The organism is Rhodococcus sp. (in: high G+C Gram-positive bacteria), assembly GCF_049299235.1.
Classification (GTDB): Bacteria; Actinomycetota; Actinomycetes; order Mycobacteriales; family Mycobacteriaceae; genus Rhodococcus.
This window is the reverse complement of the sequence record NZ_JBAQXC010000303.1, coordinates 22,126-35,030: the sequence shown is the minus strand read 5'-3', so window position 1 is coordinate 35,030 and position 12,905 is coordinate 22,126. Positions and strand designations below refer to the sequence as shown.

Here is a 12,905-nt window from a genome sequence, read left to right as displayed (position 1 = left end):
GCGCTGCAACCGCCGTTGCCGGATCTGCTCACCGTGTACGCCGGCCGCAACCTGGCCGTCAAATGCGCGCCCGGGCTGGACTTCGGTGCGCTCGACTGGGCGGGGGAGGTCGAGGTGGTCTCCGTCGACGGCGGCGTCCGGGAGGCGTGCCTGTACTCGCCGGGCCTGTCGAGTCCCGGCGTACGTCGCCGGGCGAGCGTGCTGCGGTCGGACGGAACCGGATTCGAGATCACCGACGCGATGCCGGACGACGTCGACGACCGGCCGCCAGGGACGTGGATCGTCGATCCGGACGGCGCGATCGTGCGGGCCGGTCTGGTCCGGCACTGGGCGGCGAGTCACGGTCTGTGGCAACTGGATCCGCGCATCGCCTATCTCACCGGCGACGTCCTGCCGGAGGGGGTACGCGGGTTCCGCATCCTCGACCGGTTCAAGTACACCGAGAAGACCTTGAAGCAGGCTCTCGCGCGGCATGACTGCGGGGCCGCCGAGATCCTCGTCCGCGGCGTCGACGTCGACCCCGCGGTGCTGCGGCCCCGACTCAAACTGCGCGGGTCGCGTTCGCTGTCGGTGGTGCTCACCCGGATCGGGCGCACCGCCGAAGCGTTCGTGTGCGAGGCCTCGCGCTAGCCGGAGTGGGGCCGCAGTGCCATTCCGCTCGTGCGGCTAGTGCGCGGCGATGCGAGCGGATGCGGTGTCGGGAGTGGTGGATTCGGCGTGGACCGGCTTCATCGCGATCAGTGCCACTGCGGCGAGCGCGATGACACCGGCGACCGCGAAGTACAGCTGTTCCGGTGTCCATCCGGAGTCGAGCAGGACACCCGCCGCGGTGGGCGCGAGAATGGCACCAGCGCGGCCGATGCCGATCGCCGAACCGACACCGGTGGTCCGTACCTGCGGCCCGTACAGTGACGGAGCCAGGGTGTACAGGCCCGCCATGCTGCCGTTGATGAGTCCGCCGATCACGATGCCGAGCGCGAATGCGACGGTCAGGGTCGAGATCGACATGATGAACACGGCCATCACGATCGCAGAGGCGGTGGTGAAGGCGATGAGGACGAGGCGGGCGGACCACCGGCTGGTGAGCAGACCGAACAGGACCGATCCGACGGTGCCGCCGAGCGTGAGCATCATGCCCGCGGTGGCACTCTGATCTTTGGTGAGTCCGGCGGTCTCGAGCAGTGACGGCGTCCACGAGTTGACGAAGTAGAAGCCGAACATCGTGGTGAAGAATGCCGCCCACAGCAAGACGGTCGGGCGAGTGCTACTGCCGGAGAACAGATCCGAGATACGTCCGGCCCGAACGAGTCCGGTATCGGACGGGCTGTCGAGCGCCGTGACGGGGGCCTGGCCGATGCGCCGTGCGATGGTGTTGATCCGGTGCAGGTCGGAGGCGCGTCCGCGGCCGGTCAGGAAGTCGAGTGATTCCGGCAGCAGAACGGTGAGGACGACCAGGACCGCACCGGTGAGGACGGCGCCGACGACGAACACCGAGCGCCAGCCGTACTCGGCTTGCAGGCTCACCGCGGCGATGCCACCGAGGGTAGCTCCGACACCGTATCCGGCCGTGTAGATGCTGATGGCGAGGCCGCGCCACCGCGCGGAGGAGTATTCGCTGGCGATCACGGTGGTGCAGGCGAGGATTCCGCCGATACCGAGTCCGGTGAGCACCCGCCAGACGCCCAGTTCCCACACCGAGCCTGCGGTGGCGGACAGCGCCATACCGATGGTGGCGAGTGCGACCGAGAACAGGATGAGGGGACGCCGGCCGATTCGATCGGCGAGTGGCGCCAGTGCCAGCGCGCCGATGGCCATCCCCACCAGTCCGGCGCTGAGAACGATGCCGATCTCGGAACCGCCGAGGCCGAAATCGGCACCGATGCTCTTGGCCGTGAAAGCCAGCGCCATGACGTCGAATCCGTCGAGGATATTGAGTACGACGCACAGACCGACGATCAGCCACTGGTAGCGGTGCATCGGTGCGGAGTCGATACGAGTACGAAGGTCCATGGTGTTCCTTCTGGGAGTCAGGAGATGTCGAGGGTGACGGCCCCCGGTGCGGAACGCGCACCGGGAGTGCCGGGGCACTGTGCGACACGTGACACGCACGCGCACAGTGTGGAGGATGCGGCCTTCTGCTCTGCACTGAAGAACACGTCGCGGTGGTCGACCCTGCCGTCCACGGAGACCACGTCGACCTGGCACAGCCCGCATTCGCCCTTGCGGCAGTCGAACATCATGTCGATGCCGGAGCGTTCGAGCGCGTCGAGCAGAGATTCGCCGGTGGTGACGGTGGTGGTGACCCCGAGCTTCGGGACGGTGACGACGAACTCTTCGGCATCGAACCATCCACTGTTGCCGAAGGTTTCGTATCGGAGATCGGTCGTTGGGAGTTCGCGTTCGGCCCACGATCTGCGGACGGCGTCCATGAGCCGGATCGGCCCGCACATGTACAGTTCGGTGCCACGGTCGACGTCGCCGACCAGGGTGGCCACATCGAGTCCGGTTCCCTCGTCGTCGATGTGGGTTTCGAGGCGATTCCCGTGCAGTGCCTGGAGTTCGGGGAGCAACGCCATCGCCGTGCGGGTGCGGCCGACGTACACGAATCGGTAGTCGGCTCCGAGCCGGCGCAGCGCAGCGCCCATCGCGGTCACCGCGGTGATGCCGACACCACCGGCCAGCAGCACATAGCTTTCCGCGCCGACCCGCAGCGGAAAGTTCTGGATCGGGGCGGTGATGTCGAGATCGTCGCCGGGTCGCAGCGAGTGCATGTATGCGGAGCCACCGCGGGTGGTGGGGGACAGGTGGACACCGAGAGTGATGCCGTGCCCGTCGGGGCCGCCGCCGATGATGGAGTACGAGCGCACGTCGCCGGAGGGCAGACGGACGTCGAGGTGCGCGCCCGGTTCGGGGCGTACCGGTGCGTCGGTGGCGATCGTGATCGTCGTGATCGTATCGGCGGCCGTGTCGACGGCCGCGACGCGACCGCGCTGCCAGGTGCTCTGCGTGGTGTTCATGTCAGCGCACCGCCTCGGTGACGACTGGATCGGTGACGGCCGGATCGGTGGCGAGCGCCCGTTCGGCTTCGATCATGCGCTGGATGAGGCGCCGCACCCACATGCCGCCTGCGTCGATGTTGAGGTTGTAGAACTCGTGGTCCGGATTGGCGTCGATCGCCTTCTGCTGGGCGGTGAGCATCTCTTCGTCTTCCCCGAAGACGCCGTGGACACCGTCGCGCAGGCGAGTGGTGATGAGTTGGCTGTCGAGCCGGTAATTGCGCATGAACGCCCAGAAGTACAGTGCGGTGCGCTCGTCGACCGGTGTGATCGTGTTCATGACGAAGCCGTTGACGCCGTGGGAGCGGTCGCCGTCGGGTGCGCCGGTGCCGGCCGCGGCGACGCCGACGTCGATGCGAATCGTCGACGGTGCCTGGAACTCGATGATCTGCCAGCGGTCGACTTTGCCGTCGAAGCCGGGGAACTTGTCCCGCATGTTCGCGAGCCAGAACGGCGGTGCGTCGATGTTGTGCATCCACCGGGCGACGGTGACGGTGTGGTCGTCGTGAGTGACGACGAATCCGGATTCGCTGAGCTCGTCCTGCCCGATCGACGACGCGTGCACGAACTCCTCGTGCGTGAGATCCATGAGATTGTCGAGGACGAGTTGGTAGTTCGCCTGCACGTCGATGGTGCGGCCGTCGCCGGCCCACTCGGGGGAGTCCATCTGGAACATGTCGGGGATCGCGGCGGGGTCTGCCTGCAGGGGATCACCCGGCCACACCCACACGAATCGGTGACGTTCGACCACCGGGTACGAGGTGACCATCGCCGACGGATTGATCGTCTGCTGTGCCGGCATGTGGGTGCACCGGCCGGCGGAGTTGAACTGCAGTCCGTGGTAGGGACATTGGATGCCGTCGGTGCCGACGAGTGTGCCCATCGACAGTGGGGCGAGGCGATGCCAGCAGGCATCGGCGAGGGCGACGGGGCGGCCGTCCTCGGTGCGGTAGAGGGCCAGCGATTTCCCGGCGACGGTGCGGGCGAGGATGTCGCGCCGCCCTACCTCGTGGTCCCACGCCGCGACATACCAGGCGTTGAGGGGATAGGCCATGTTCTTGGCGGTGGCGCCGCCGGGTCCGAGGTCGGTCACGGGAGTTCCTTCGATCGCTGGGCCGAAACTAACTATCAACATAGATAGTTAGTGAGCTGGCACACACACTAACTATGGAGATAGTGTTTTGGCAAGGATGGGATACTCCGGCGAGAAAGGTGGTGACCGACGATGAGCCTGCGGTACGCCCTGCTCGCCCTGCTCACGGCCGAGCCGCTGACCGGCTACGACGCCGCGAAACGCTTCGGTGGATCGGTCGGGCACGTGTGGCACGCCCCCGACTCGCAGATCTATCCGGAACTCCGGCGCATGGAGAGCGAGGGGCTCATCGACGGCGAACAGGTGCGCTGGGGCCCGAAGAGCACCAAGACCCGCTACTCGATCACCGACGCGGGGATTCGCGCATTCCGCGAATGGATGGATACACCCCTCGATTACGCGCCGGTGCGCGACGCCGTGCGCATGCGGGCCGCGTACTTCGAATGGGCGGATCCAGGCAGTGCCCGCGATTGCCTACAGCGGCACATCGCTCACTACACCGAGCAGATCGCCCACTGGACCGTGATTCGCGCCGCGATTCTCGACACCACCAACGAGACGATCTCGGAACGATTGCGGAAGTATCCCGCCGAGGAGCATGCGCGGATCGTCGCATTCAAGGCGTTCGCCTACGACGGACTCATCGCACGTGGTGAAGCCGAAATTGCTTGGGCACGTACCGGACTCGAACTGGTCGACAAGCTGTCGCCGCCGGGGTGCGGGTGATCGGATCGGTCCCGCACGAACTCGTCCGGTGCCCGTCACACCGCGCCCGTCACCCCGATCCCGGCCTCGACGGCGGCGACGATGAACTCGACCTTGCGGTCGAGCCAACCCCGGTCCACCCACGAGTCGTCGGCCTGCAGTACCGGCTCCTCGCCGGGACCGGACTGCTCCGACACCATCCGGCGGGTCGTGGTGATGCCGAGTTCACCCGTCGAGTCGGTCTGCCGCATCGCACTGACACCCAGATGAGTCACCAGGGCGGTGTCGCCGACGAAGTCGATGACGAAGTCGATATCCGCGTCCGGCCCGGGGAAACGGGCCTCGCGGAGTGCGGCGCGCAGCATCCGGAGATAGCCCTGAACATGCGCGTGCGCACCGGGGTTACCCAGGATCGCACCGGCGAGCCCCGGATATTCCTCGAGGGCCTGCCAGAAGACGGCGGCGTAGTCCCGCACGATCTGCTGCCAGGAATGCCCCGGATCGACGTCGGCGGACAGGGTTTCCATTCGGTCCGCTGCCCGGGCCAGGCACAGGTGGGTCAGGTGTTCACGCGATTCGATCACCCGGTACAGCGACGGGGTCGAGACCCCGAGTGCCTTCGCCACCTCGCCGAGCGTGAACCGGTCGATCCCCAGCGACAGCGCCGCCTGCACGGCATCCGACTCGCTGAAGCTGGGTTTCGGGCCGGTTCGACGGCCGGGGGAGCGGGACACGGTCCCAGCCTATTCGGCGGCCCCGCCCCGAAGCGACCATCCGGCCGCTGCTGCCCGACGGTCCCAGAAGTGCCGGTAGTGGCCACCTGCGGCGAACAGGTCGGCATGCGTGCCGTGTTCGACGATCCGCCCGTCGTCGAGCACCAGGATGTTGTCGGCTTGCCGGATCGTGTCGAGTCGGTGCGCGACGACGATGAAGGTCGATTGTTTCCGCATCCGGTCCATGCTTGCCAGCACGTTGGCTTCGTTCTCGGCGTCCAGCGCGCTCGTCGCTTCGTCGAACAGGACGATCGGGGCCCGCTTGAGCAGCGCCCGCGCGATGGACACACGCTGGCGTTCCCCACCGGACAGTGACCGCCCGCCCTCGCCGACTCGGGTCTGCCAGCCGTCGGGTAGTCGTTCGGCGATGGCGGTGACACCCGCGCGGGTGGCCGCCTCGTGTACCTCGTCGTCGGTGGCGTCGGGACGCCCCACCCGCACGTTGGCTTCGAGTGTGTCGTCGAACAGGTAGACGTCCTGGAACACCATGGACAGTTGGTCCATCAGGTCCTCGGTGCGCTGGCTACGGATGTCGGCTCCGCCCACCGACACGGTGCCGGACCGGACATCCCAGAACCGGCTGATCAGCCGCGCGACGGTAGTTTTGCCGGAGCCGGAGCGGCCGACCAACGCGGTCATGGTGCCGGGTTCGGCACGGAACGACACCTCGTGCAGGACGGGGTCGGCGGCGTTGTAGCCGAAGGTGACCCGGTCGAACTCGATCGCACCGGGCTCGGGTCGGTCCGCGGTAGACGCGGGTTCGGGCAGTACCGGGGAGTCGAGAATGGCGCGGATCTCCCGGAGCGGTGTCCGCCCCGATTCCAGCCCGAGCGACTGGCCGCCGAGTTCGTCGAGGATGCGGGTCAGACGCAGAGTGATGCCGACGAAGGCGATGGTCTCGATCGGGTCGATGTCGCCGCCGACGGCGAGGTTCGCCGACACCGCGATCAGTGCGACGACGATCGCCTGCACCGCCAGGCCGTTGAGGATCAGGCCGCCGGTGCTCCACCACAGGTCCTTGACCCGCGCCGCGTGATTGTCCCGGCCGGCTTGTTCGAGCGGGGCGAAACGGTCGGCCCGGCCGGAGGCTCGCAGCGCCGGCTGACAGACCGCGTATTCGACGACGCGGTTGGCCATCTCGTTGTCGGACGCTTCGGTCAGCGCGAATCCGGCGCGCTTGATGCGCTGGGCTACCCGCATCACCACCACGGCGACGAGGGTGGTGACGGTGAACACCACACCGAGGCGGGGGTCCCAGAACCATGCGCCGACAACGAGCGTGACCAGCGCGACGGCGTTGACGACCACCGTCTGCAGCATGTGTGCCAGCACCGCGGCCGCACTCATGAAACCGTCGGAGACCAGTCGGGACAGGCCGCCCGTGCGTGAGGCGGTGAACCAGCCCAGCGGTAGCCGGGCGAGGTGGTCGCCGATGGCCCGGTGCGAGACGCGGATGAAGTCCAGTGCGGTGGTGTATCCGGCCATCTCCTCGACGTAGCGCAGCACGAAGGTGGCCGCTGCCAGGCAGGAGAGCAGCACGAGCCAGCCGCCGAGCGTGAGTCCCCACGCCGTACCGCCGTGGACGAGGACGGTCGAGATCGGTAGCAACGACAGCAGTGCCAGGCCCTCACAGATCCCGGCGACGACGTGAAGTATCAGAGCGCGGGTCAGGGTGGCGTTGCCGGCGACGGAGAGCTGACGCCGGTAGGTGGCCAGGTGCAGGGGGTCCGGGAGCAAGGTGGTTTCAGGCAGGGTGGTTTCAGGCAGGGTGGTTTCAGGCACGGTGGGCTTCACTTCCCATGAGGCGCGCGATCGCGGCATCGGTGACATCGTCGCCGGTGAGGTGCGCGACGATGCGGCCGTGGTCCAGGGCGATCACCTGGTCCGCGCCGCGGACGGACTCGGGGCGGTGGGCGATGACCAGGACGGTGCGTCCGGCGACGAGATTGTTGAGGGCGGATTGGATCTCGGCTTCGGCGTCGGCGTCGGTCGCGGTGAGGGCTTCGTCGAGGATCAGGATGGGGGTGTCGGCGAGGATCGCGCGGGCAATGGCGATGCGTTGTGCCTGCCCACCGGACAACGAGGTGCCGTCGCCGTAGACGGTGTCCAGTCCGGCGGGGAGCGCGATGATTTCTTGATCGATGTGGGCGTGCCGGGCGGCGTCCATGATCTGACGGTCGTCGGCGTCGGGCCGTGCCAACCGAATGTTCTCACGCAGGCTGATCCGCAGAAGTTGCGGATCCTGGAGGACGAACGAAACTGTCCGGTACAGCGTTTCGGCCGGAATCCGGCGCAGGTCGATTCCGCCGATGCGGACCGTCCCCTGATCGGGATCCTGGAACCTGGAACCTGGCCAGCATGGTCGCCATCGTCGACTTGCCCGATCCCGATTCGCCGACGAGTGCGGTGACGGTACCCGGTTCCAGCACCGCCGAGACCTCGTCGAGCGCGCGAGTAGAGCTGTAGGAGAAGGTGACTCGGTCGAACTCGACGCGGGTTGATTCCGGCCGCGCGCCGTCGTCGGTGTCGGTGAGTGCCGGGGTATCGAGGCTTTCCCGAATGCGCAGCGCGGCGCCGCCGGCGAGTTGGTACGCCCAGGCCGAGTTACTGACGACCTCGACCGTGCCGGGGATGACGAGCGCGATGAGTGTGGTCGCCAGCAAATCCGCGGTCTGCACGGACCCGGCCTGCACCAGCAGTGACCCGAGTCCGATGTTCACCAGGAGAAGGACAGGCACCGAGACGAAGGAACGCGAGATCGCAGAGCGGCGCAGCATCGGGCCGACCCACGCGTAGTAGAAGTCGGCGAAGTCGGCGGCCGAGCGGGCGAATCGTTCGTGTGCCCGCCCGACCCGGCCGAACGATTTGACCACGGAGATTCCGTCGGCGAACTCGACCGCGGTGGCGGAGACGCGGCCGAGTTGCACGTCCATCTCGGCGGTCTTCTCCGACATTCCGGCCATCGACGACATCTGGATGGCGAGGTAGATCGGCAGGGTGGCGACCGCCAGTAGTCCCAGACGCCAGTCGATGACGAAGGCATAGGCGGTCAATGCGACCGGAGTGACGGTGGCCGCTGCGGTCTCCACCGGGGCGTGGGCTACAAGAGTGTGCACAGTCTTCGTATCGTCCTGAATCGCCTTGCGGATCCGGCCGGAGGTCGCGGCGGAGAACCACGCCAGCGGCGCGTGCGCGATCCGTTCGATGATCTGTTCGCGCAGGATGCGGGAGAGTTTCAGGTCTGCGAAGTGCGTTACCAGCAGGGCGAGAAAGTAGCACGCGAGTTGGGCCACGAAGGATCCGATCAGGAACCGGACGATTCCGCCGACTTCGCCCGCGTTCGGCGATTCGCCGGCGTTGTATGCGGTGATCAGCACATTGCCCAGTTGGACCAGTGCAATGTACGGGGCGATCGCCAGGATGCCGGACAGCGCGGCGAGGATTCTGCCGAGCAGGATCTGTCCGCGAATCGGCCGCAGGAGTTCGGTCAATGCTGCCGAACCGGCCCGGTGCTTCTGCTGCATCGAGTCGGCTTCGAGTGTTCGGGTGGGGGCGGGAGTGTCGGACGTGTGCGCCGAACCCGCCGTGGTCGATGTGTGCGCCATGTGCTGTCCGCTTCGCCTCGCTGAGTGGTACCGGATCGACTGAACTAAAGCGAGGTTAACCTAACTCTTAATGGAGTTAATTGTCTACGTGAAAACCCCGCCGGAGATTCTCCGGCGGGGTCGTGGTGCGGGACTCCCGTGTCAGATGTACTCGACCACGACGGTGTCGATGGTGCCGTCGAACGGGAACGGCGCGCGATCGTAGTAGTCGAGTGACACCGGGGAACCGAGGCACGTACCGATGTCCAGGCAGTCGTTCGCGGTGAACAACAGGGGCGCGCTGACCGGCACGGTAGTGTCGCCGACCTGCTGCCCGTCGACACACATCCGGACGTTCAACGGGCCACCGGGACGAGCCTCGGCGTACTCGGTGAACACTTCGACGGTGTGCTCACCCGGCGGGATCGGTGCTGCTGAACGCATCTTGGTGCGCATCAGGATGAACAGGTTGTACTCGTAACACAGGTAGCCGTCGTCGAGATAGCAGGTCAGTCCGCCACCGTTGCCGCCGAGCGCGTAGAGGACACCGCTCCCGCTCTCGGGGACGGTCAACTGGACGGTGACATGGTTGTTCTTGTTTCCCAATGCGGGAGCGCAGAATTCGGGCATCCGAGTGACATCGCCGGTGAACTCCCAACTCGTGTACGGGGTGGTGATCCGCTGCTCGGGGTGCAGCGCCACCACCCAGAGTCCGCCACCGACCGGCAGGACGTTGTTCTTCGCGGCCTCGATCGCAAAGATCTCCCGGAGCTGGGCGAGCTTCTCAGGGTGCTCGCCGGCCAGGTCACGGCTCTGCGTCCAATCCTCATCGAGATGGTAGAGCTCCCAGACGTCGTCGTCGGGATTCCAGTCGCGGATTCCGCCGGGCATGCCCTGCAGCCACGGCGCCCGGGGTCCGAACGCCGAGGCCATCCACCCGTCGTGGTAGATCGCGCGGCTGCCCATGATCTCGAAGTACTGGGTGAGTTTGCCCGCCTTCGCCTCCCGGTCGACGAGGGTCTGCGCGAAGCTGGCGCCGTCGATCGGGTCCTGGTGGATTCCGTTCACGCTGCGGGGCGCGGTGATGCCGAGCAGATCGTAGAAGGTGGGCACCAAGTCGTTGCAGTGCAGGAACTGGGTGCGCGGGGTCCGGTCCGGGGTGATGTGCGCCGGCCATCGCGCGACCATCGGGTTACGGGTTCCGCCGAGGTGCGATGCGAGCAACTTCATGCCCTTGTACGGTGTGCTGCCCGCCCACGCCCACCCCGCGTGGTACATGTTGTCGGTTTTCGGTGATCCGAGGACGTCGAGCCCGCCGAGTTCGTCGAGGGCCGCAATGTGCTGCGCCGTGGTCGTCGGAATCCCGTTCTGCGCCAACAGTTCACTAATGGTTCCGTCCTGGCCTTCCCCGGAGGAGCCGTTGTCGCCCCAGATGTAGAGAACCAGGGTGTTGTCGCGGTAGCCGAGCCGGTCGAGTTCGTCGAACAATCGCCCCACCTGCACGTCGCAATGTTCGGCGTACCCGGCCGCCACCTCCATGAGGCGGCGCTGGAACGGCTTCTCGTCCTCGGGAATGTCGTCCCACGCCGTCATGGTGGGGTCGCGGTCGGTGAGTTCGGCCTCCGGTGGGATCCAGCCCGCTTCCTTCGCGCGCGTGAACACGCGCTCCCGGTAGGCGTCCCAGCCGTCGTCGAACTTCCCCGAATACCGATCGGCCCAGTCCTTCATGATGTGGTGTGGGCCGTGTAGGCAGCCGCTGGCCCAATACATGAAGAACGGCCGGTCGGCGTCGAGAGCCTTGTGGCGGCGCAACCAACCGATCGCGTCGTCCGCGAGATCCTCGCTCAGGTGGTAGCCCTCCTCGGGTGTCTTCGGGGGCAGCACCACGGTGGTGTTGCGGACGAGATTCGGCTCGTACTGCGATGCCTCGCCGGCGAGGAACCCGTAGAAGTAGTCGAAGCCGACGCCGGTGGGCCAATTGTCGAAAGGCCCGGCGGCGGTGGTCTCCTCCGCCGGGGTGTTGTGCCATTTCCCGAACGCGGCGGTGGTGTACCCGTAGTGGCGCAGTACCTCGGCACCTGTCGCACTCGACTTGGGGATGTGGCCGGAGTAGCCGTCCCAGTCGTTGGCAAGCTCCGCGATCTGCCCGTTGCCGACACGATGATGGTTGCGTCCGGTGAGCAGCGATGCGCGGGTCGGCGAACACATCGCGGTCGTGTGGAACCGGTTGTAGCCGACGCCCTCGTCGAGCATCCGATCGAGGGTGGGGGTGTTCACCTCGCCACCGAATCCACTCGGCAGGCCGGGCCCGGCGTCGTCGATGAGGACGACGACGATGTTGGGGGCGTCGGCGGGAAGCCGGCGCTGGTGCGTGCGCGGGCTGTACACCGACTCCTGCATGGTGCGGCCCGCGATGCTCCCCGACGGCTCCGGCGGAAACGGCAGGCTCTCGCCACCGGGAATCGGTGCTGTCCGCAACTCGTGGTTCATGGTCGAGTTCCCCCTCGGTTCACGTGTGCTCAGTTCACCACCGGATGCCTCGCCGCGGCGTCACCCGCAACGGGTGAACTGTGCGGATCACCCTCGGAGAACGCACCGGAAGCCGATGTGGGCGGTCGAGGTCTCCTCGGTCTCGCCTTGCCGGGCCGCGGGACGGTAGCGCAGGCAGTAGTTCGGCGCACACAGGTGCGAGCCGCCCTTGATCACGCGCCGCGGAAACGGCTCGTGGTATTCGTGGCCTGCCACGAGGCCGGTCGGTGGACGCGCGTCGACGCGGGGGTTCGCCGGAATGCAGCACGACGACACCGGCGCGACGTTTCGGCCGCTCGCCGCGTGATCACCGGCGAAGTAGTCGCTCGTCCACTCCCAGACGTTGCCCGCCATGTCACTGAGGTGATATCCGTTCGGCCGGAAGTGCCCGACCGGGGAAGTGCCGGCGAACCCGTCGGCGAGCAGATTCTGCCACGGGAATTCGCCCTGCCAGACGTTCCCGCCGGGTCGGCCGCCCGGTTCGTGCTCGTCGCCCCACACGAACGGTTTGCGGTCGAGACCGCCCCTGGCGGCGAACTCCCACTGCGCCTCGGTCGGCAGTTCCTTGCCCGCCCACTCGGCGTATTCCAGGGCATCGAAATAGGACACGTGCGTCACGGGATGCCGTTCCCGGCCCCCGACGTTGCCCTGGGGTCCCTCCGGGTGATGCCAGTCGGCGCCGGGCGCGAAGGACCACCAGCGGGTGTAGTCGTCGAGCGGGACCGGGCCGGGCGGCGGCGTGAACACCAGCGAGCCGGGGACGAGCAGGGTCGGGTCGGCACCCGGGTACTGGTCGGGATCGGGTGCGACCTCCGCGGTCGTGACATATCCGGTGTCCGCCACGAACCGGCGGAACTCGGCGACGGTCACCGGATGCTCGTCCATCCAGAATCCGTCGACCGTCACCTGGTGCACGGGCCGCTCCTCCGGGTAGAAGTCCGCCGACCCCATCCAGAACGTGCCACTCGGAATCGGAACCATGTTCTTCGCCGCTGCCCGCGTCATGGAGGTCAGGGTCGCACGGCCGGCCCGGCGGGGTGTGCTAATTTCGGCCGGTCAATCGTGACGACGCACGAGGAAGCCGGTGAAACTCCGGCACGGTCCCGCCACTGTGACCGGGAAGCAGTTTCCCGGGAGTCAGATACTCACGTCGCCGCATTTCCTT

The 12,905-nt window shown here is 67.1% G+C and carries 9 protein-coding genes, 1 pseudogene and 1 riboswitch; of the genes and pseudogenes, 2 read left to right on the top strand and 8 right to left on the bottom strand.

Annotation, left to right across the window (positions count from 1 at the left end; translation table 11 throughout):
• Window positions 1–630 (top strand): THUMP-like domain-containing protein (locus WAX14_RS18315; protein ID WP_422629472.1); only part of this gene is annotated, 630 nt, incomplete at its 5' end.
• Between the two features lie 36 nt (window positions 631–666).
• Here the strand turns inward: WAX14_RS18315 and WAX14_RS18310 are convergent.
• Genes WAX14_RS18310 through WAX14_RS18300 form a run of 3 tightly spaced genes read right to left on the bottom strand, consistent with a single transcriptional unit; the run spans window position 667 to window position 4,149 of the window.
• Window positions 667–2,010, bottom strand: coding sequence for an MFS transporter (locus WAX14_RS18310; RefSeq protein WP_422629471.1), 1,344 nt, complete (start codon window positions 2,008–2,010; stop codon window positions 667–669).
• Between the two features lie 17 nt (window positions 2,011–2,027).
• A complete protein-coding gene (locus tag WAX14_RS18305) occupies window positions 2,028–3,017 on the bottom strand; it encodes a PDR/VanB family oxidoreductase (protein ID WP_422629470.1) in 990 nt (329 codons plus the stop codon).
• Between the two features lies 1 nt (window position 3,018).
• Window positions 3,019–4,149, bottom strand: coding sequence for a Rieske 2Fe-2S domain-containing protein (locus tag WAX14_RS18300; RefSeq protein WP_422629469.1), 1,131 nt, complete (start codon window positions 4,147–4,149; stop codon window positions 3,019–3,021).
• A 132-nt stretch (window positions 4,150–4,281) separates the two neighbouring features.
• Between WAX14_RS18300 and WAX14_RS18295 the strand changes: the two genes are divergently transcribed.
• Window positions 4,282–4,875 (top strand): PadR family transcriptional regulator, encoded by a 594-nt coding sequence (locus WAX14_RS18295; protein ID WP_422629468.1) that lies wholly within the window; start codon window positions 4,282–4,284, stop codon window positions 4,873–4,875.
• A gap of 35 nt (window positions 4,876–4,910) precedes the next feature.
• Here WAX14_RS18295 and WAX14_RS18290 read toward each other — a convergent pair whose 3' ends face one another.
• The 5 genes and pseudogenes from WAX14_RS18290 to WAX14_RS18270 form a co-directional block, all read right to left on the bottom strand.
• Window positions 4,911–5,588 (bottom strand): TetR/AcrR family transcriptional regulator, encoded by a 678-nt coding sequence (locus tag WAX14_RS18290; protein WP_422629467.1) that lies wholly within the window; start codon window positions 5,586–5,588, stop codon window positions 4,911–4,913.
• A 9-nt stretch (window positions 5,589–5,597) separates the two neighbouring features.
• Window positions 5,598–7,409, bottom strand: a complete 1,812-nt coding sequence (locus tag WAX14_RS18285) for an ABC transporter ATP-binding protein (protein WP_422629466.1) — start codon at window positions 7,407–7,409, stop codon at window positions 5,598–5,600.
• Window positions 7,402–9,232 (bottom strand): annotated as a pseudogene (locus WAX14_RS18280) (ABC transporter ATP-binding protein). Before WAX14_RS18280 ends, WAX14_RS18285 begins: the two are co-directional and overlap by 8 nt.
• A gap of 141 nt (window positions 9,233–9,373) precedes the next feature.
• Window positions 9,374–11,701, bottom strand: coding sequence for an arylsulfatase (locus WAX14_RS18275; protein ID WP_422629465.1), 2,328 nt, complete (start codon window positions 11,699–11,701; stop codon window positions 9,374–9,376).
• A gap of 87 nt (window positions 11,702–11,788) precedes the next feature.
• Window positions 11,789–12,745 carry a formylglycine-generating enzyme family protein gene (locus WAX14_RS18270; protein ID WP_422629464.1) on the bottom strand — a complete coding sequence of 319 codons (957 nt, stop codon included), beginning with the start codon at window positions 12,743–12,745 and terminating at the stop codon, window positions 11,789–11,791.
• Window positions 12,746–12,781: 36 nt separating this feature from the next.
• Window positions 12,782–12,903: riboswitch (cobalamin riboswitch) on the top strand.
• Window positions 12,904–12,905: the final 2 nt, after the last annotated feature.

Excerpts from the sequence above, each read along its gene's own strand:
- WAX14_RS18305 (WP_422629470.1), bottom strand. The coding sequence starts at position 3,017 with ATGAACACCACGCAGAGCACCTGGCAGCGCGGTCGCGTCGCGGCCGTC.
- WAX14_RS18295 (WP_422629468.1), top strand. The coding sequence starts at position 4,282 with ATGAGCCTGCGGTACGCCCTGCTCGCCCTGCTCACGGCCGAGCCGCTG.
- WAX14_RS18270 (WP_422629464.1), bottom strand. The coding sequence starts at position 12,745 with ATGACGCGGGCAGCGGCGAAGAACATGGTTCCGATTCCGAGTGGCACG.
- WAX14_RS18310 (WP_422629471.1), bottom strand. The coding sequence starts at position 2,010 with ATGGACCTTCGTACTCGTATCGACTCCGCACCGATGCACCGCTACCAG.
- WAX14_RS18275 (WP_422629465.1), bottom strand. The coding sequence starts at position 11,701 with ATGAACCACGAGTTGCGGACAGCACCGATTCCCGGTGGCGAGAGCCTG.